At 41.8% G+C, this 19,027-nt stretch carries 20 protein-coding genes; 10 read left to right on the top strand and 10 right to left on the bottom strand.

Annotated elements, in window-relative coordinates:
* Nucleotides 1-123: 123 nt before the first annotated feature.
* Together AC1DM9_RS16400 and AC1DM9_RS16395 are read right to left on the bottom strand one after the other, a co-directional pair.
* A complete protein-coding gene (locus AC1DM9_RS16400) occupies nt 124-747 on the bottom strand; it encodes an acetate uptake transporter (RefSeq protein ID WP_339205658.1) in 624 nt (207 codons plus the stop codon).
* A 188-nt stretch (nt 748-935) separates the two neighbouring features.
* Nucleotides 936-2,078 carry an acyltransferase gene (locus AC1DM9_RS16395; RefSeq protein WP_477581067.1) on the bottom strand — a complete coding sequence of 381 codons (1,143 nt, stop codon included), beginning with the start codon at nt 2,076-2,078 and terminating at the stop codon, nt 936-938.
* Nucleotides 2,079-2,291: 213 nt separating this feature from the next.
* On the opposite strand from AC1DM9_RS16395, the gene AC1DM9_RS16390 reads away from it, so the two are divergent.
* The gene (locus tag AC1DM9_RS16390; RefSeq protein ID WP_477581065.1) at nt 2,292-2,645 is read left to right on the top strand and encodes a VOC family protein; all 354 of its coding nucleotides are present in this window, start codon (nt 2,292-2,294) and stop codon (nt 2,643-2,645) included.
* Between the two features lie 267 nt (nt 2,646-2,912).
* Here AC1DM9_RS16390 and AC1DM9_RS16385 read toward each other — a convergent pair whose 3' ends face one another.
* Nucleotides 2,913-3,539 carry a TetR/AcrR family transcriptional regulator gene (locus AC1DM9_RS16385; protein WP_430056478.1) on the bottom strand — a complete coding sequence of 209 codons (627 nt, stop codon included), beginning with the start codon at nt 3,537-3,539 and terminating at the stop codon, nt 2,913-2,915.
* A gap of 116 nt (nt 3,540-3,655) precedes the next feature.
* On the opposite strand from AC1DM9_RS16385, the gene AC1DM9_RS16380 reads away from it, so the two are divergent.
* The 4 genes from AC1DM9_RS16380 to AC1DM9_RS16365 all read left to right on the top strand — a co-directional run bounded on the left by AC1DM9_RS16380 (nt 3,656) and on the right by AC1DM9_RS16365 (nt 6,538).
* The gene (locus AC1DM9_RS16380) at nt 3,656-4,834 is read left to right on the top strand and encodes an MFS transporter (protein WP_477581062.1); all 1,179 of its coding nucleotides are present in this window, start codon (nt 3,656-3,658) and stop codon (nt 4,832-4,834) included.
* Between the two features lie 176 nt (nt 4,835-5,010).
* Nucleotides 5,011-5,532, top strand: coding sequence for a GNAT family N-acetyltransferase (locus AC1DM9_RS16375; protein WP_339205651.1), 522 nt, complete (start codon nt 5,011-5,013; stop codon nt 5,530-5,532).
* 58 nt (nt 5,533-5,590) lie between these two features.
* Nucleotides 5,591-6,184, top strand: coding sequence for a DUF1349 domain-containing protein (locus AC1DM9_RS16370; RefSeq protein ID WP_477509543.1), 594 nt, complete (start codon nt 5,591-5,593; stop codon nt 6,182-6,184).
* Nucleotides 6,185-6,259: 75 nt separating this feature from the next.
* The gene (locus AC1DM9_RS16365; RefSeq protein WP_477509542.1) at nt 6,260-6,538 is read left to right on the top strand and encodes a hypothetical protein; all 279 of its coding nucleotides are present in this window, start codon (nt 6,260-6,262) and stop codon (nt 6,536-6,538) included.
* A gap of 417 nt (nt 6,539-6,955) precedes the next feature.
* On the opposite strand, the gene AC1DM9_RS16360 is transcribed toward AC1DM9_RS16365, so the two are convergent.
* The 3 genes from AC1DM9_RS16360 to AC1DM9_RS16350 form a co-directional block, all read right to left on the bottom strand.
* Complete coding sequence (locus tag AC1DM9_RS16360; protein ID WP_477581059.1) at nt 6,956-7,885, bottom strand: metallophosphoesterase family protein; 930 nt, start codon at nt 7,883-7,885, stop codon at nt 6,956-6,958.
* A gap of 194 nt (nt 7,886-8,079) precedes the next feature.
* Complete coding sequence (locus tag AC1DM9_RS16355; protein WP_477550583.1) at nt 8,080-8,874, bottom strand: aldo/keto reductase; 795 nt, start codon at nt 8,872-8,874, stop codon at nt 8,080-8,082.
* Nucleotides 8,875-8,921: 47 nt separating this feature from the next.
* Nucleotides 8,922-10,127, bottom strand: coding sequence for an MFS transporter (locus tag AC1DM9_RS16350; RefSeq protein WP_477550507.1), 1,206 nt, complete (start codon nt 10,125-10,127; stop codon nt 8,922-8,924).
* 156 nt (nt 10,128-10,283) lie between these two features.
* Here AC1DM9_RS16350 and AC1DM9_RS16345 point away from each other — a divergent pair, with 156 nt between their 5' ends.
* Entirely contained in the window at nt 10,284-10,688 is a 405-nt protein-coding gene (locus tag AC1DM9_RS16345) for a winged helix-turn-helix transcriptional regulator (protein ID WP_339205642.1), read from the top strand.
* Between the two features lie 62 nt (nt 10,689-10,750).
* On the opposite strand, the gene pepT is transcribed toward AC1DM9_RS16345, so the two are convergent.
* Complete coding sequence (pepT, locus tag AC1DM9_RS16340) at nt 10,751-11,983, bottom strand: peptidase T (protein ID WP_477550584.1); 1,233 nt, start codon at nt 11,981-11,983, stop codon at nt 10,751-10,753.
* A 171-nt stretch (nt 11,984-12,154) separates the two neighbouring features.
* On the opposite strand from pepT, the gene AC1DM9_RS16335 reads away from it, so the two are divergent.
* Nucleotides 12,155-12,862, top strand: coding sequence for a DUF421 domain-containing protein (locus AC1DM9_RS16335; RefSeq protein ID WP_477509539.1), 708 nt, complete (start codon nt 12,155-12,157; stop codon nt 12,860-12,862).
* Between the two features lie 55 nt (nt 12,863-12,917).
* Here the strand turns inward: AC1DM9_RS16335 and AC1DM9_RS16330 are convergent, their stop codons facing one another.
* Both AC1DM9_RS16330 and AC1DM9_RS16325 read right to left on the bottom strand, forming a co-directional pair.
* Entirely contained in the window at nt 12,918-14,441 is a 1,524-nt protein-coding gene (locus tag AC1DM9_RS16330; RefSeq protein ID WP_477550508.1) for a DHA2 family efflux MFS transporter permease subunit, read from the bottom strand.
* A gap of 1 nt (nt 14,442) precedes the next feature.
* Complete coding sequence (locus AC1DM9_RS16325; RefSeq protein WP_477581057.1) at nt 14,443-14,979, bottom strand: PadR family transcriptional regulator; 537 nt, start codon at nt 14,977-14,979, stop codon at nt 14,443-14,445.
* Nucleotides 14,980-15,231: 252 nt separating this feature from the next.
* Here AC1DM9_RS16325 and AC1DM9_RS16320 point away from each other — a divergent pair, with 252 nt between their 5' ends.
* Nucleotides 15,232-15,831: a TetR/AcrR family transcriptional regulator gene (locus tag AC1DM9_RS16320; RefSeq protein WP_477581056.1), complete on the top strand. Its 600-nt coding sequence runs from the start codon at nt 15,232-15,234 to the stop codon at nt 15,829-15,831.
* A complete protein-coding gene (locus AC1DM9_RS16315; RefSeq protein WP_477581055.1) occupies nt 15,818-16,903 on the top strand; it encodes a DUF418 domain-containing protein in 1,086 nt (361 codons plus the stop codon). Before AC1DM9_RS16320 ends, AC1DM9_RS16315 begins: the two co-directional genes overlap by 14 nt.
* A gap of 104 nt (nt 16,904-17,007) precedes the next feature.
* On the opposite strand, the gene AC1DM9_RS16310 is transcribed toward AC1DM9_RS16315, so the two are convergent.
* Nucleotides 17,008-17,946, bottom strand: a complete 939-nt coding sequence (locus AC1DM9_RS16310; protein ID WP_441878490.1) for a DMT family transporter — start codon at nt 17,944-17,946, stop codon at nt 17,008-17,010.
* 216 nt (nt 17,947-18,162) lie between these two features.
* Between AC1DM9_RS16310 and AC1DM9_RS16305 the strand changes: the two genes are divergently transcribed.
* Nucleotides 18,163-19,023, top strand: coding sequence for a LysR family transcriptional regulator (locus tag AC1DM9_RS16305; protein WP_477581053.1), 861 nt, complete (start codon nt 18,163-18,165; stop codon nt 19,021-19,023).
* Nucleotides 19,024-19,027 lie beyond the last annotated feature (4 nt).

Genomic DNA, 19,027 nt, shown 5'->3' with positions numbered 1-19,027 from the left:
AAGAGGTAGAGTGCGATTGTTAAGCACTCTATCTCTTTTTTGATTTTCATAGAAAAAGCCGCTCTATCGCGGATCGGCACGAAGAGCGGCTGGCTTTAACATTTTATAATGATGAGATTCCAATTATGAACGAGGCTTGAAGATGCCAAAAGGCCGACCGATTGGCAGAAACACACGTCCAAAATGCGTATTCAGTACAGCTGCGCCTGCAGCATATAGCGATAGGAGAGCAATCCCCATCTCAGCATAGGCAGCTAATGCGTGGAACACGTCAGGTGCTACTCCGAATGCATCAAAGCTTAGTCCAAGGAAAAGCAAATCTATTAGAACGAAGATGAAGAATAATACTTTATTTGTCTCCGCTGCTCCGATAGTCATCAGCAGCGAGAATATGAGATAACCGACAAAAGCAAAACCAAGCTGCTTGCCATCTGCGATTGCAGCCAGCTCAGCACCGAACACACCAAGCTTGATCAGCCAACTGCCAGCCATCGCCATCCAGAAGAAAGCATAAGCGCCAAAGGCGGTCATACCAAATGTATTGTTATGTTTTGCATCTTGAATAGAAGCAAAGAGCTGAGCAAAGGCGCCTAGAAAAATCGCCCATGGAATAACGAGGCTCAGACCGTCAGTTAAGCCGAGCTTCTGTGAGGAAGCTACGAGCGTAACGATAGCCAGCCCAAATAAGCCGATGGCGCTTGGGTCGGCTGTTACAATTTTGACATTGGAATGATGTTCATTATGCATGTTAGAAAAGAAACCTCCAATAGTTTTCAGGGGTAAACCTGCAATAGTATAGTTGATTCTGCCGATACCAGAATTTCTAGTTTAACGGAAAAGATCTGGCTCGCATAGGGGGAAATTATTGAAAACGCCCCTTTTGCCTTGTTTCAGCAGAGGGGCGTCACATAAATGTTTTATATTCAGCCTTTTGGCTACTGTCCGAGTGATTTCTGTTTGGGGATAGGTCCGAATAAAACCCAATGTCCTTTCACTTTGCCGGCCCAAGCAACGATGATCCATGAGCCAACTAAAGCCAGGAAGAAGCCTCCTGCAATCCAGGCTCCGTAAACGAGCGGACTCCCATTCACATCCATCATACGGTAATATCTGAGGAACATCGGATGCAGCAAGTACATGCCAAATGACGCATGGCTGAGATGAATAAGTACCGATTTCAAATATTCCAAACGGGATGCCTTAATCCGAAGGGCAAGATGAATAAGCAGCAAACAAGCCGATGTAATATAAATTTCATTTTTAATTTGCACCAAAAAGCTATCGTTAAATAGTAGTTTTCCCTGCGCCTCACGCAAGAAGTAGATCACGTTGAGCATGCCGGAAATGGCTGCTACTAGAATTAATGTGCTGCGTAAAGCAATGCTGCTGCGTTTGCGCTCCCAGAAGGCATGAAATATCGTATAGTTGATTCCTATATAAGCCCCGATACAAAAGTACAAGCTGTATGCGAAAAAACCGCTGGTGACGTATTTGATTCCCATTTCCTTGGCGTTAAGCATATAAACCCACTGAATGAGAAGTCCGCCTGTGATCAGCCAATTGATGAGACGCGGCCATTTTCTCATCACATACCAAAGTACAGGGAAGAGCAAATAACACTGGATAATAATAAAGATAAAATACAAATGAGCATAGGTTTTTCCAATCAGCAATTTAACGAGAAAATCCCAAGTTTGAAAATAAGAGATAAACTGCTCGAAATTAATAAATCCGTATCTGAAATAGATGATAGTGGCATAATACATAAACGAAAATAGGAGAAACGGCAGCATAATTTTAGTGATGCGTTTCTTGTAGAACATCGTAGCTGTTTGTTTGTTTAATGGTTTATCATTGTAATTGTAGAAAAGAGATATGCCGCTGATCAGAATGAAGAGAGGTACGGCGAATTTGGATAACGTATTAAACAGGACAAGAATCAAAAACAGTGTGGAGTTAGGATCGGAATTGACTACTGAAGAGGATGTCGCGTGAATCATAATGACAGCAAGTATGCCAAATGCGCGTAGGCTCTCAAGCTCAGTCAAAAGCGCCTTCTTAGCTGGCGGTTGAGACATTTATGCACCTCGTGAGTAAGTAGATAATTTAACAATATTTGTTGCTAAAATGCTGACAAGCTAGTATAGCACAAAAGTGGAAAAATATAATGTAGTAGTTTGTGGAGAAATTGTGCGCGGGCAGGGAAATTGAAAAGGAGCTTAAATTTAAATCTCGAATATCTAATGTAATCGGATAGCTAAAAATCTAATGACAGACAGGAGTTGGATACAATGATAAAAGGTTTTGGTGGAATATTTTGGAGAACCAAAAATCTTGAAATGATAACAAAATGGTACAGTGAAGTGTTGAAGCTTGAAATAGGGAATTGGAATGGGACGATGATAAAACCCGAATCCGGAAATGAGACTATCTTTTCTTTTTTTAGCGAGAATGACAGCTATTTTCCAACAGAACAACAAGTGATGTTAAATTTCCAAGTACATAATGTAGACGAGACTATTAAGCATCTTGAACATTTGAATGTACCTCTTGCAAAGAACTTAGAGGTTAGTGAATTTGGGAAATTTATTTGGATTGAAGATCCAGAAGGTCGATTGATCGAGCTTTGGGAGAAAAACGGGTAACAACAACTTAACAATCACTATGGCGAGGCTGCCGGTATGTAACGGCAGCCTCGTTGAACTAACAATCGAGTTTGAGGTCTGCAGGGAATACAACCTCGAAGTCGCATCAGTCCATTTTAGATACTAAGCTAATCATGAGAAATCCGTCTTTGATTAACGAAGGTGCTGCAATGGCTGGAACAGCAGCATGCACGGCAACCTTTTTACTCATTAAAAGTTGGTTCAAGAGAAAATAGCGTCAATTGCGTCTTGGCTGCGCTTTTGACGCTATTTTTGTTTTAGTGAGGTTTTTGAAAGGTTGGAAAAGGTAAAGGAATCTCCTAGCATACGCTCGATTATTCGTGTGAATGCCAGCTTCTTACGTTCTACTATATCTTCGGACCATAAGAAAATTCCGGGATCAAACATAAAGTTGATGCCAACTAGTATGAATTCGGCAGTTTCCTGTGGGTCTTGAATTTGAAAGATTCCTTCCGCCATTCCTTGATTCAGAATTTGTGTCACGTAAGGGGCACTGTCTTGTACAGCTTGTACGAGAACCTTCTGGTGAATCGATGCATTATGTTCATGATGCAGAAATTCAATAATTTTGCTCTCATCCTCGTATGGTTGTTCCCACAAGATGGTATACATCTTTGCTTCTACAGTCATTCCTTCGGTTTCCGCTAGAACTTTGACCATATTAACTTTTTCTTCAGCCAAACGTTCTACAATGGCGATCATAATATCATATTTGGTTTTGAAGTGATAATAAAATGTACCCTTAGCAATGCCCAGTTTATTGACTATATCGTCCACAGCAGTTTGATTGTAGCCATTTTCTCTGAATAACTCTAATGAGGCTTCTATTATTTCGGCGCGCCTAATTTCTGGTTTTTTATTAACTCTCGACAAGTTGTTCATCCTCCTCATGTATTTACTCTATTGACAAACTGACTAAAAGTCAATAAAATTGGCTGGGTAACATTAACCGACTATTAGTCAGTCAGAATGAAAAGGAGAAAATACTCATGAATCTGCGCATTATATTATATCTCATCGGATTTAGTGCCTTTGCAGGATCGCTGGGGCAAAACTTATATACGCCTTTACTTGCCGACATGCAGAACGATCTGCAAACAACAAGTTATTTAATGAGCTTGACGATTTCTTTATTTTTGATTGCTTTAGCTGTCATGCAGATCGTATTCGGACCACTAGCAGATACAAAAGGAAGGAGAAAAGTGCTGCTGCCTGCACTCGCCGTATATTTTGTGGCATCTTTAGGCTGTGCATTTTCCTATTCCATTGAATCATTTCTGGTTTTCCGCGTCTTTCAGGGCATAGGCTCCGCAGCGGTTCCCGTTGTAGGAGCAGCAGTAATCGGTGACCTGTTCCGTGGAAAAGAATTGGCAAAGGGAATGGCTACTTACCAACTTATGCTTTTGCTTGCTCCAGCTATCGGACCTCTTCTCGGAGGACTCATCGGGGAAAAACTCGGATATCAAGGCGTGTTTTTCTTTTTGTCAATCCTAATCCTGCTGCTTCTGCTCGCCAATATGAAGCTCTTGCCCGAGACAAAGCCACAGAATGTATCCGCGACAAGGTTCAGCCTTAGCTCGTTTATTGTAATTTTTAAAAACTATCTCGGTGCGGTTGTTTTGTTATATGGATTTGTACAATGTGTAGTTTACTTAGTATATCTTGTGTTCTTGCCTCAAATCCTAAGTACGTCGTATAACATGTCTACGGGGATGGTTGGGATTGTACTGCTTATTATGTCCGCCTGTACGATTCTGAGTATTAGAGTCGGCAGTTGGATGCGTAACCGAATGGGAAGTGGACGAGCATTAATGTATGCATTCCTTTTACAATCGATTACAGTCGTTCTTTTTGCTTTAACCGCCAATCTCTCGTTACCGATTTTGATCGTGGATGTTTGCTTGTTCGGCCTCACGATGGGGCTGACTGTGTCCATGCCAACTACTATTTTGGCGGAACAGTTTCCAGAGGAACGCGCCACTGCCATCGGTGTGTATAACTTGATCCGATATATAGGCATGGCAATTGGCCCGATGATCGGCTCCTTACTTTATGTTGAGAATGACTTGAAGCCTTTGTTCTTAACTTGTGGCATAGCCTATTTAATCTCTGTCTTAGCAGGAGGCGTGTGGTTGAGTTCGAAGCGTCTGAGGGTTATTCCTTCTTGAGCAATTGGTAAAAGGCGTCACGTTGCGACAAATATTTTTTGCATAGCCACGTTTCGCCTCCGCCAATACCATTTTATTAATCTAGCGGGCAGGTCAGTTTAAATTGAGGGAGGGGAATTAGTATTGAGATGGAATATATACACTGAGCTTTACTTTCCGTAGGAGGGGGAGATTCAATGTACATAAGAAAAGCTTGTTTAGAGGATGCAGAGGGTATTGCCAAGGTTCATGTTGATAGTTGGAAGTCTACGTATAAAAACATTGTTTCAGATGAGTTTTTAAAGAACCTTTCTTATGACCAACGAAAGAACTTGTGGAATCGAAATATCTCTGATAAGGAGAATTATACATTTGTCGCAGTAAATAATGAGGGAGAAGTCGTAGGATTTGCAGATTGCGGGAAAAGAGAAAGTAATAATATCGATAATTCTGGTGATTTAAAATCTATATATTTGCTTGAAGAATATCAAGGAAAAGGTGTGGGGAAGCAACTTTTCAAACAACTTTTTCTTCAATTTGAAGAACTCGGCTACAATAGAGTTTTTGTTGAAGTATTAGAAGATAATAAAACCCGTTATTTCTACGAATATTACGGTGCTCATTTATTTAAATCGGATAAGATAACAATTTCCGGCAATGAATTGAATCTTCTTATATATGAGTGGAGCAATATTGGCGAAGTATTATCTAAATTGTGAATACAGCGTCGAATAAGAAAAATATGTTTGTTAAATTTCGATTTATGGAGGAATCAAAATGGATGTAACATTCCAAAGAGATCACTTATTCTGGGTACATGAGCCTGAAGAATATACGATTACAGATGGAGAAATTGTGATTAAAACAGAAGCTGGAACAGATTTTTGGCAAAGAACCTATTATGGCTTTCAAAACAATAATGCTCCTGCTTTGTTAATGAAAACCAATGAGAAATACTTTTCGTTTATAGTAAAAACGGAATTTGACAGTAAACAACGCTTCGACCAGTGCGGTGTAATTATCTATCAAAATAGTGATAACTGGATAAAGGCTTCTATTGAATATGAAAATGAAGAATACCAGAGATTAGGAAGTGTTGTAACGAACTTAGGATATTCTGATTGGGCAACTACGGATATTTCTGCAACAAAGAAATTTATGTATTACAGACTGAGCCGACGTAAAAGCGATTATTGTATTGAAAATTCTTATGATGGCATTCACTATAAGCAAATGCGTATTGCACACCTTTTTGAAGGAGCAGACAATATTCAGATTGGTATTTATGCTTGCAGTCCAGAAGACTCTTCATTTAATGCCGTTTTCACAGAAATGAAATTTACTGAATGCCAATGGAAAGAACACAAGTAACAAATTTCCAGTGTAACTAATAGATAAATATAAATGATCGAATAAATAATTGGTAAGAGAAGGATATTCAAATTCATGACTCATAAAGCGGGAAGAGGTATTATGGAACCACCAAAAGGAAGGTTAAAAGTAATTATTTTGTGTACAGCATTATCACTTGTAGCCGTTTCTGTATTCCTGTTCATATATAATTTCCCAAAAAAGATTGATCTTGAGTATCCAGCATTGGAATATCGCGTAGGCAAACCTGAAAGTGGAGAAGTAACAACAATCAAAGTTAAGGGAACTATATATAAACCCTTGTTCCGTGATCCATCCTTTCATGGACAATTCATTATTAATAAATATGATTAAACAAAAAATTATCAATTGCGGGATATAGATTTTTATCAAGATTTATTATTTTATCATCAGAATGAAAATGGAACACCTGTTCACAAGCCTTTAGGTTATCTAATGATATCGGATAATTTTGCCCAACTGAACATAGATGTGAATGAAAAAATGAATGATAACCAATTGATAGGTAAGGACCTAAGAATATCGGCACCTGCTAAAAATTACGAGGAAGCCATGAGAATTAACGCAGAGTTAAAAGCGAACTAAATCGGCAAAAATCTGAAGCACCCCCATCGACAACAGGGATGCTCTATTAACATATACAGTGTCACTTTATATAAAAACTATCTACGTCGTTGAGATTCCAGTATTATTACATCAGTTATGTTTACACATTGGCGGTTCGTATTAATATCGTCCTAATGGTTGCCATTAACCTTTCTCAGGAAGATGTTCAGGCTGATTGACGACAACAGATCCATCATCTAGTCTCAGCCATGTTTGGAAGTCAGCTTTCCCTTCGGTCAATTGTATGATCCTTGCACCACGTGGAAAACCGTCTTTTCCATAGGTGTTATAGCCCGTAGCTCTTCCATAACATAGACGGATGCCGTGAAGCTCACCCCAGTAATCATTGATATGATCATGCCCAACGAACGTACCGCGGACATCTTTCATTTCAAGAAATGCTGTGAAAAGTCCGGAATTGATTTTTGGACTCGCTACGCCTTCATGCTTCTGCCCATAGCAGGTATGCTCGTTCCATACCTCGTTATATTCGGGCACAGGGATATGGAAAAAAGCAAGCGAGGGCAGTGGCACATCATTGTTTTGTTTCGTCAAACGAGCGGATTGCTCCTTATACCAGCCAATCTGGCTATGAGTTACCCAGGCATAGCCGCCAACGGGCTGATCGGCATACTCGCCTGAATCCAGTAAATATAATGCGGCAGCGGGGCTGCTATTATTTTTAGAATGAATTTCCAGCACATAATTTCCCGCACGATCCCCTAGGCTAGGGCCCATTTCGGTTAAGCTGAGCGGTCTTTCCTGCTGCAAGCGAATAAGCTCTTCTCTGGTGGTGCCAACCTCGGTATCATGATTGCCAAATACAGCTGCCCATGGGATATTAAATTCTTCCGCTGCTTTGACAGCATTTTTAAAGGACTCTTGTCTATCAGTACAATGCTCACTATAAATAACGTCACCGGTAAAGATCACCAAATCCGGTGATTCTTCTTGCAGGACGTTCTTCATTAGAGAATAGGTTTGTAAATCCTCCTGCTGCCCGTTTTGCCAGTGCAGATCGGTAAATTGAACAATTTTGAATGTGCCATCTTCTCGAAAGTTTAAGTTCGCCATAGTACCCTCCACTTGAATCTTATTCGAATGATTTTCGCCAAAAATATGTAGACAATGGTTTACGCAATGGTTTACGTACATTCATTTCGATATCATTCATCATTATCCTGCAATAAGGCACGATTAAATAAGGGCTGTCCCAAACGTAGATGTATCTGCGTTTGGGACAGCCCTATTATTGTTCCGCTATGATATTAAAAATCAAAGTTGTCGGGATCTGGACCCACCCGAAGATTTTGGTTCAGAGCGTCTATTCGGGACAGCTCACTCTCAGATAGTTCAAAATCAAATACATTACTATTTTCGATGATGCGATGCTCTTTCGTTGACTTCGGAATCGTTACAATGCCATGCTGTAAATCCCAGCGCAGAATGACTTGAGCAATGGATTTGTTATGCTTTTCAGCAATCTCCTTAAGAACGGGATGATCTAACAGCTGACCTTGCATAAGCGGAGACCATGCTTCGATTTGAATGTCTTGTTGCTTGCAATAGTCGATTAACTCTTTCTGCGTTAGCTGCGGATGGAGCTCCACTTGATTGATCATCGGTTTAACGGCAGCATCTTTCATTAACGTCTCCAAATGATGAATCTGGAAGTTGCTTACGCCAATGGCTTTGACTCGGCCATCCTTGTAAAGGGTCTCCAAAGCTCTCCACGCCTCTTGGAATTTGCCTTCTACAGGCCAATGAATCAGGTACAGGTCAAGATAGTCTAAACCCAGTTTATTTAGTGTAGTTTCGTAAGCCGCCAGCGTAGATTCATATCCGAGATCAGCATTCCAAACCTTTGATGTGACAAAAAGCTCTTCTCTAGTCACGTTATACTCAGCCATAGCTTCACGAATGCCTTGTCCGACACCTGTTTCATTGCCATAAATAGCTGCAGTATCAATACTACGGTAACCATTTTTAATCGCTGCTTTGACGGACTCAACCAGCTCCGCGCCATCCTCAACTTTAAAGACGCCAAGACCAAACCAAGGCATTTGAACACCGTTGTGAAGTGTAGTTGTATCCTGTAAATTCTTTGCGATCACAGTGAAGCCCTCCTGTGTTTTGTTTCATCTTTTTTTTCTAAAGCTCTTGCCCAGCCGGTTAAAATAACAGCGCCGAGAACCATCAATCCGCCAACCCATGCCGTATGAATAAGTCCCATCGAGTCCGTAATGACACCGCCCAAATAGGCGCCAATGGCGATACCTGCGTTAAACGCAGCGATATTGACAGCCGAAGCGACATCTACCGCCTTCGGCGCATAACGTTCAGCGAGCATCACGACATGCACTTGCAAGCCGGGTACGTTCATGAATGCAAACAGTCCCATCAAGATAATCGTAATTAAGCCAACCACTTTAAACGGTGCGGTGAAGGTAAGAACAAAGAGTATGACAGCCTGCAAAATAAACATGTAAAACAAGGCGGTAATCGGCTTCTTATTGGCAGCTTTCCCTCCAATGACATTGCCGATGGCGATGGCGATGCCGTATACCAAAAGAATGGCCGCTACCGTACTTTCCTTAAATCCGGTTATATCGTGAAGCAACGGGGATAAATAAGTAAAGACAACAAACGTACCCCCGTACCCAATAGCAGTAATCGCGAATGCAAGCAGCAATCGTCCATTCGTAACCAGCTTTATCTGCTCGCGCAGCGGTGTTCGAGTTCCTTTGCGCAAATCGGAAGGAATCAACACCATATTGGCAATAAAAGCGATAACGCCAATAAGAACTATGCCAACAAAAGCAGCACGCCAGCCCATATGCTGTCCAATCCAAGTACCTAACGGTACGCCTGTAACGGTTGCTACAGTGAGTCCTGAGAACATAATTGCGATCGCGCTAGCTCTGCGGTTCTCGGGAACGAGATCGGCTGCAATGGTAGCGCCAATTGACATAAATACGCCATGAGCCAGTGCCGAGATGACGCGTGCGGTAAGTAAAATACCAACGCCGCTTGCCGATGCCGCAAGGCTGTTCCCAGCAATAAAAACAATCATGATCCAAAACAATAATGTTTTTCTCGGAATCGTAGATGTTAAAGATGTTAATATTGGAGCTCCAAAAGTAACCCCAAGAGCATACAACGTAACGGTTAGTGCCGATGTTGTAACCGATATATTCAAGTCTTCAGATATAAGCGGGAGCAGCCCTACACTGATGAACTCTGTTGTCCCAATCGCAAAGGCGCTTATGGCTAACGCTAGAAGCGCCAGGGTACTTCTTTTTTTATCTAATGCCATTTGTATAACCCCTTTTGTATGGTATTGCCGGCCGGTAAGTGCTATTATGATGGGTTTAGGCAGTAATGAACAGTACGTACTTTGAAGTGCTATAGGTACTAAAAAGTAATAAATGCATGAACAGTAGGCGATAGCTCGGTTGGGGAGGATATATCTATGATTAAGAAAAAATACAATATTTCAGTGGAAGCGACCCTCGAGGTTATTGGAGGGAAATGGAAATGCGTAATCCTTTGTCATTTAACGCATGGCAAAAAAAGAACGAGTGATCTCAAACGTATTATGCCCTCCATTACACAAAAGATGTTAACGCAGCAGCTGAGAGAGCTGGAGCAAGATGGCATCGTGAATCGAATAAGCTACAATGAGGTCCCGCCGCGGGTTGAATATGAGCTCAGTGAATACGGATGGAGCTTAAAATCGATATTGGACTCCCTTTGCTCATGGGGTGAGATCCATATTATTAAAGAATACGGCAATAAGGCTGCCGTATTGGAAGACAATGGCCTAAATAATCTTGAGATGGACATCGTCGAACAGGAAGAAGATGTGCTTTGCTAAACCATCCAATAACAAACAGGCTGTCGTCATGTGGACGACAGCCTATTTGTTTATGACGATCATTAAGCTTTTTGTTCGTAGAGCTTAACGATTTCAATAATCGTATTGACGGCTTGTACCATATTGTTAACCGACACATATTCAAATCGGCCATGATAATTTTCTCCGCCGGTGAAAATATTCGGTGTCGGCAATCCCATGTAGGAAAGCTGCGAGCCGTCTGTGCCGCCGCGAATCGGTTCGATTAGCGGGGTAATGCCGAGGTTGATCATCGCTTGCTCTGCGATGTCTACGACTTGGATCACCGGCTCGATTTTCTCCTTCATATTGTAGTATTGATCCTTGACTTCAAGCACAATACGTTCTTCTCCGTACTTCGCTTTCAGTTCCTCTACGATACGAGTAAGCTCCAGCTTTCTTTCTTTAAATCGGTTGCGGTCATGATCACGTATCAAATAATGAAGCTCCGTTTGCTCGACGTCGCCTTGAATGGATGACAGGTGGTAGAAGCCTTCATGGCCTTCTGTCTGCTCAGGTGTTTCGTTAGCTGGCAGTTTCCCGTGAAGCTCCATCGCCATTTTGGCGGCATTGATCATTTTGCCTTTGGCCGTTCCGGGATGCACGTTTTTGCCCTTGCATATAATGACAGCGCCAGCGGCATTAAAGCTTTCGTATTGAAGCTCGCCCAGCGGACCTCCATCCATTGTATAGGCATAGACCGCATCAAAGGCTTGTACATCAAACTTATGCGGGCCTCGGCCGATTTCTTCATCAGGTGTAAAGGCTACTCTTATTTTACCGTGCTTCAACTCAGGATGATTAATGAGATGAGCCATCGCCGTCATGATCTCAGTTATGCCTGCTTTATCGTCTGCACCAAGCAGTGTCGTGCCGTCTGTTGTAATCAACGTATGACCTTTATAGCCGTGCAGCTCTGGGAAGTCGTTCGGTGACATAATGATGCGCTGTGCTTCATTTAAGATAATGTCGTTCCCGTCATATTGTTCAATAATTTGCGGCTTGACGTTAGTGCCAGTAAAGTCAGTTGCTGTATCGATATGCGCAAGGAAACCGATGGTTGGGATCTCTTTATCCGTATTGGCTGGAAGGGTAGCCATGACATAGCCGTTAGCATCCATCGTAACCTCTTGCATGCCGATGGCTTTCAATTCCTCTACTAGCATATTAGCTAACGTCAGTTGTCCGGGCGTGGAAGGGCAGGTTTCGCTGCTTTCATCGGACTGTGTGTCCACCTGCGCGTAAGTGATAAATCTGTTTATAATCTCGGTTTTCATCATTCTCAGCTCCAATACAAATAGTCATATAGCAAAATACAATACAAAAGCGACGTATCTTCATCGTCACTAGAAGTGGGCTCTAATCTGTTCACTTTAAAGATGATACGCTGTTCCATGATTTTTTTCAAATCGCTTGGGTAACAATAAGAGTAGAGGTGGAATCACAGCATGCATACCTATATGGATATTTTAATACGTACGATTGTTGCTATTTTACTGCTTCTACTAGTAGCTAGAATATTGGGTAAACAGACGATTTCCAACATGACATTTCATGATTTTGTGACCGGCATTACGATAGGGGCACTTGCAGCCAATTTGGCATTCAATGAAACATTGAAATGGTCGCATATTACTTTGTCACTCGCGGTTATGACGGTTACGTCTTATCTGTTATCTGTCGTTGCCTTAAAGAGCCGTAAATTAAGAAGCTGGATTTCAGGCTCCCCAACCGTTCTCATTGAAGGCGGGAAGATTCTTGAGAATAATATGAAGAAGGTTAGATATACTTTGGATTCTTTGGATCAAGCTTTAAGAGAAAATGGGATTTTTAATATGGATGAGGTTGAATATGCAGTTCTTGAGGATAATGGCATGGTGTCTGTATTAAAAAAAGACGAGTATCAGCTTGTCACGAAAAAGGACATGAAGCTTCAATTAAACAAACAGGAGTTTCCAATTGAATTGATTATGGATGGTTCACTTTTGGAAAAAGAAATGAAGGAGAATGGGCTGACGAAGGAATGGCTGGAAAACGAACTGAGAAAAAAAGGGAAGAAAATATCTGACGTTTTCTACGCGGTAAGAGGGACAAAGAAGCAGCTCATCTTTGACTTTTATGAAGACGGTATACATAAACCTACGGATAAAGAATAAGGATGCACGCAACGGTAATTTGCATCGCAGATTACCGTTGCGTGTCTATTTACCTCTATATGTGTGTAGCGCTGGTCGTTGTTTTTTTTGTAGCTCCGAGTCTGCTTGCACCAACAAACATAGCGGTGATTAAGCCAATGCTGCCCACACAAATGCTGAGTATAAAGCCGTGATTGATCGCTGTTGCCAGCGCCTCTTGCAGAAACTTGCGTATTTGCGGGTCTAGCTGACCGCCTGCTCGCATGAGCAGTTCTGGATTGGCTAGAGTATTGATTTTGTCAGAAGGAATGCCAGCCTTATCTGCACCTGCCGTAATTAATCGATGCAAGTTGTTATTTACAATCGTCGCCATAATAGATGCACCCAATATGCCGCCAATGTTGCGCCAGAAGCCGACGATAGATGAGCTGACGCCCATATATTTAGGATCAACGTTTGCAGCAATCGAGCTCTGTGCGACACTCATTAGAGGACCGACGGCGCCAAAGCCAAGCAGAATCATAAGTACAATCATATAGCCGCTGGAAGCATGAGCGCTAACTGTAGAAAGCAGCGTAGCTACAATAATAGTCATTAGCATAGTGAACAGCATGAGTGTACGGAAGGCGAATTTGGATTGCAGGAAACCAAATAGAATAGCACCCCCGATTAACGAGGCCATCATAGGCGTCAATACGCCGTTTGAGTTGCTATGTCCTAACACCCCTACCGTAAAGCTAGGCAAATACGTAATGGCGGAGAACATAATGACGCCCTGACAGAAGCAAAGAATACTTGTGCCCAAGACCATCTTATTTTTAAAGATGCTCAGAGGAAGGACGGGTTCAGGAGCACGCAGCTCGACAAAAATAAACAGAGCGCCAATTACAGCTGAAATCGTGAATAAGCTAATTTCCTGCCAGGAGCTCCATGCGTAGGTTTTGCCGCCCCATTCGAGCGCTAGCATTAAGGAGACCGTAGTAATGATCAAAAACAAGGTTCCCAAATAATCGATTTTTGGTTTTTTCTCGGAACGTGTTTCTTTGAGCGCAATCATCAGAACAATCATGGATGCCAAACCGATGGGAATGTTGATATAGAAGTTCCATCTCCAACCAAAGTGTTCAGCAATGAAGCTGCCGAGCTGCGGGCCTGCAACGGAGGATAGGCCGAAGATCGCACCGAATACGCCAGACATTTTTGCTGCATCCTTCGGATCTTTAAATATCGTATAAATAATGGTGAAGCTGATTGGGAACAAGGCGCCGGAGCCAATCCCTTGAATGACGCGGAACCAGATGAGCTGATCAGCACTCTGAGCGATACCGCATAAGGCGGAGCCGATCAAGAACATGCCAATACCAATCATATAAAACATTTTTCTGCCGAATAGGTCGGACATTTTGCCGAACACGAGCATCGTGCTTGTTGCTGCCAGCATGTAGGCGGTAAATACCCAGCTGACTTTATCGAAAATGTTAAAGTCCTGACTGAGCTTGTTAATGCAGGAGGCCACAATCGTATTGTCCAAAGATGCCATTAATAACCCTAGTGCCATGGCAAGAATGATGAGGTTATTGTTTGAACGTGATTTTTCCATCCTAAACCCTCTTTTCCTCTTCTAATTTATCCATACGATCCAGCCCCTCTTGGATCGCTTCCAGCTTAGCACTATATTCCTTAATTCCGATTTCAATGCATATGATATGTCCAGGCTGCATGGTGCTTTTATACAAGGCGTATTTATCGCGCAGCTGATCGAGCTGTGTCTGTGTATACTCTTGTGCCTGCTTCAACCACATAACTACCATGTCATTACCTACCAGCTGGCCGAAATAAAGCCGCATCAGGAAATCTGATTTAACCGTATCCGTTTCCATCGGGCTGTGCAGATATTCGTAAAATCTACTTTTTCCAGCCTCTGTGATGGTGAACACATTTTTATTCGGCTTGCCCTCTTGCTGCACATTTTCCTTCGTGATCAATGCCTCTTTTTCCATCCGATGCAGCATCGGATAAATCGTTCCATAGCTTGAGCTATAGAAATAAGAGAAAATATCCTCGAACAATTGTTTAATTTCATAACCGGATAATGATCGTTTCATAAGCATGCCTAAAATAACGTCCTGACTGTTCAAAGCAAATGTTCCTCCTTGTCATTTTACTTAGGATAGAATGGGTATAGGTGTAATAAATATCCATATTCATATTACGATCCATAATATATCACTCCGATATAGGTGGTGTCAATATTTAGAAATAAAACAATTGGTAAATAAAAAAGAATGAGTAGATCATTCACTTTTCATAAAATTCTACCTAACGATAGGTTGAAAAATGATAATAAGAGTGATATGCTAAAACAAATTCAAGGTATAGGAGGAGTTGCAATGAGTAAAAGCGAGGAAACATTGGCATCCATCAAAGAAGTGAGCTATCAACTATTTGCAGAGGTGGGCATTACGAAAACGACGTATTCGATGATTGCCAAAGCGGTTGGAATAGCTAAACCGTCTATTTATTATTACTTTAAATCGAAAGAAGATCTCATAGCGGCAATTTTTGAGGACTTGTGCAGCGCGATTCAGTTCTCGACATTTTTTGAAATGGATACTTTTACAAAAGATAATTTTGAGGAGAAGCTTGTTGAGCTCGGAATCCATATGATTGATGAGCAGGCTAAGGACCCTTATTATAATCGCGTATTGCAGGAATATATGTTAATGGCAACAAGGTATCCCTTTTATCACGAGAAGCTGCTTATGACCCAAAAAGGGTATTTGTACGGCTTTGAGATGCTGATGGAGAAAGCTAAACATTTTGGACTTGTTTCAGATCAGGCGAGTGCTGCTAAAGCACATATGCTTGCCTTAGTGCTTGATAACATTGGCAACTTTATGATGCTGGTTGAACATATTGATTATAAACAGATCTGGGTAGAGGCTGTAAGCGGCGTTTTCAAAGGAAGTGATGCTAGTGGAAGCAAGTAAACGATTGATTGGGCTGGATTTTGCCCGTGCATGGGCACTGTTCGGTATGCTTATCGTAAACTTCATTGTAATTACAAATGCTGAGCATAATGGCCCCGCGTGGTTGATTACTGTTACTTCGTTATTTCAAGGACGAGCCTCGGCTTTATTCGTTTTACTTGCTGGCATAGGCATTTCGCTCATGTCTCGGAAAGCTGTTGCTAGTCACGATAAAGCAAAGATTATAGCTGTTCGCCAAATGATTTGGAAAAGATCGCTGTTCTTGTTTGTAATCGGATTACTGCTATATGTTATGGAATGGACAGGCGATATTTTACATTATTATGGTGTTTATCTGTTCATGGCAGCAGTGCTAATTACGGTAAGAGACAGGATATTGTATGGACTGGGCGCAGCTATATTAATAACAGCACAATGCCTTCAGCTTGTATTCGATACCTTTAAAGGATGGGGCGGTCCTGTACCGTTTATGCATTATGTGGATTTTTGGACGTTGGAAGGTTTTGCTCGCAATTTATTTTTTAATGGCTATCATCCTATATTTCCATGGTTTTGTTTCTTCATCATCGGACTCTTGATAGGAAGAATAGATTTTCATAACAAGGCGCTTCGAATGAAGCTGCTGATCATTGGAGCAAGTGTCACGATTACCATGGAGCTGCTGTCAAAAATGCTAACTTATTTGTTCATCCCGAGCATGGGTAGCGAAAGTGCTAAGTTTTTGTTCAGCACAGGTCCGATTCTGCCGAATGTTTTGTACATATTATCTGCATCGGGTTCGGCTATTGCCTTCTTAATTCTAAGTCTGTTCTTGACTGAAAAATACGATAAAAGCTGGTTTATAAACGTTATCGTACAAACAGGCCAGTTAACGTTGACTCATTATGTGAGCCATGTGGTAATTGGTATCGGTGTTCTCATTGCACTAAATCGACTGGAAAACCAATCGTTGATATTCGCCTCTATATACTCATTTTGTTTTTTCTTATTTAGCATTCTATTTAGTGTGCTTTGGCGTAAGAGATTTTCAAGAGGGCCGATTGAACTGCTGATGAGGAAAATTACGGGATAAAGCGGCAAGCTTATCCATCCGCATTCTTTTACAATAACGAAGTTAACGAAAACACCACTCTATCAGGAGTGGTGTTTTTGTTTTAGATTAACCTTATAGTTTGGTTAAGAGGTAGCTTTGACCGCCTGACCTTTGGGGTGACGCGGAGCAGCATAAGTGCTCGGATTAGCTTTGCTCATTGCTTTTCTCTGCTGCACATTGTTTCGAACAAGCGCGAAGATGACGAGCAAGGTGCCGAAAAACTCATAAGCGCTAATGTGGTAGCCTTGAAAAGCCATAATGACGAAAGTAGTAATCGGAACGAAATTAATAAACAATATGCCATTTAGCGGCGATAATAGTTTGATGCCTGCATTCCAGCATAACAAAGCTGCTAGTCCAGGCAATAGAATCATAAAGGACATTTCATATTTGATTGAAAGTATCGTTTCCCAAGTGGGTACGGGCAGCACGCCAAAGGTGGATGCAAGTGTAACGATAACAAAAGATACGGCGCTGCCGAGCAAACAGGTTAACGTGGAATAGCGGAGTATGGACCACTGTTTAAACTGCGTACCGCCCATGGAGTAGATCACCCATCCAACAACTCCTGTAAAGATGAGCAGGAGCGGGAACATATGTTGACCAGCCATCATGAAGAAAGCTAATTTTCCGTTTGTAATAACGAGTAATGCGCCTACAAGGGCGATGGCTACACTCGTCAGCATATATTTTTTTGGTGCGGTTTTTTTAGTGACCCACAATACCATAATAGATATCATCGGCATAAGCACTTCCATTATGGAAGCAGCGACGGTGCCGGATTCCCCCATCAGATGCTGACCAAGGAATACGGCCATATTGTAGACTGTAAAGGCCATTGTCCCATAAAACAACAGAGATTTACCTCTGCCCTCTAAGCGGAATGCAGATTTACCCTCTTTCACTAGCAAGAGTACGCTTAGAATGATTGCAACGACAAAATAGCGAATAAACGAGAAATAAAATGGATCAATTTGCTGTAAAGCGACGTGGGCTACAGGAAACATGGCTCCCCACGACATACTTGCAACGAGGCAAAGTATAGAGCCGATAATGACTTGTTTTTTAAGCACGAGTGGTCTCTCTCCCTAATAGAAATTATGCCGAGTTATTGTCTATTTCCAATGATAGGGGGTTGCAAGTCGATAGTAAAACGATTGAAAATAAAGTTTATCATCATTTATAATGATATCTAACATATAAGATCATCTGAATCGAATGGCGGCGGAGGGGTGCGCTTGGAATTTAAGGATTTGAAAATTTTTCAAACCGTTGCTGCACACGGCAGTATCAGCAAAGCAGCGCTCGAGCTGAATTACGTGCAATCGAATGTAACAGCAAGAATTAAGCTGCTGGAAAAAGAGCTGGATACGCCATTATTTTATCGCCATAAGCGCGGAATGATTTTAAATACGGAAGGCAAACGTCTGCTCGAACATTCGAAAGACATCTTGTCCAAAATGGAAGAAATGAAGCGTACCTTTCACAATAAAACAAATCCTTCCGGTGTCCTGGAAATCGGAATTGTGGAAACCGTTATCGCGCTTCCTCATATTTTATCCTCGTATTATAGCAAGTATCCGAATGTAGAATTATCGCTGAAAGCCGGAGTGACGGATCAGCTGCTGCAAGAAGTGCTGGATATGAAGCTGGATGGCGCTTTTGTTACCGGACCAATTAGGCATCCCTTAATCGAGCAGGTAGAGGTTATTCAAGAAAAGCTAGTGCTCGTGACCAAGGGGGATGCGTTCTCGATGGACGACATCACGACAAAACCGCTTTTGCTCTACAACAAAGGCTGCGGTTATCGCGGGAGACTGGAAAGCTGGATGAAGGTAGAGGGCATTATTCCAAAACAAATTATGGAGTTTGGCACTTTTGGGACGATTATTGGCAGTGTCGCAGCGGGGGTAGGCATAACGATAATTCCCGAATCCTCGATTGTTGATTTGGCTGCTAACGGCACCGTTTACTGTCATAGCGTACCTGAGCCATATCGTGATATTACGACGATTTTTATACGGCGCAAGGATTCCTATTTAACGAGTACATTACAATGCTTTATTGATGAAATTATTGCTCGGACGAGTGGAGTTTAATCAA

The sequence above is a fragment of the Paenibacillus sp. 01T431 genome (genome assembly GCF_056398625.1).
The sequence above is the reverse complement of the archived record's forward strand: the minus strand, read 5'-3'. Positions and strand labels throughout refer to the sequence as shown.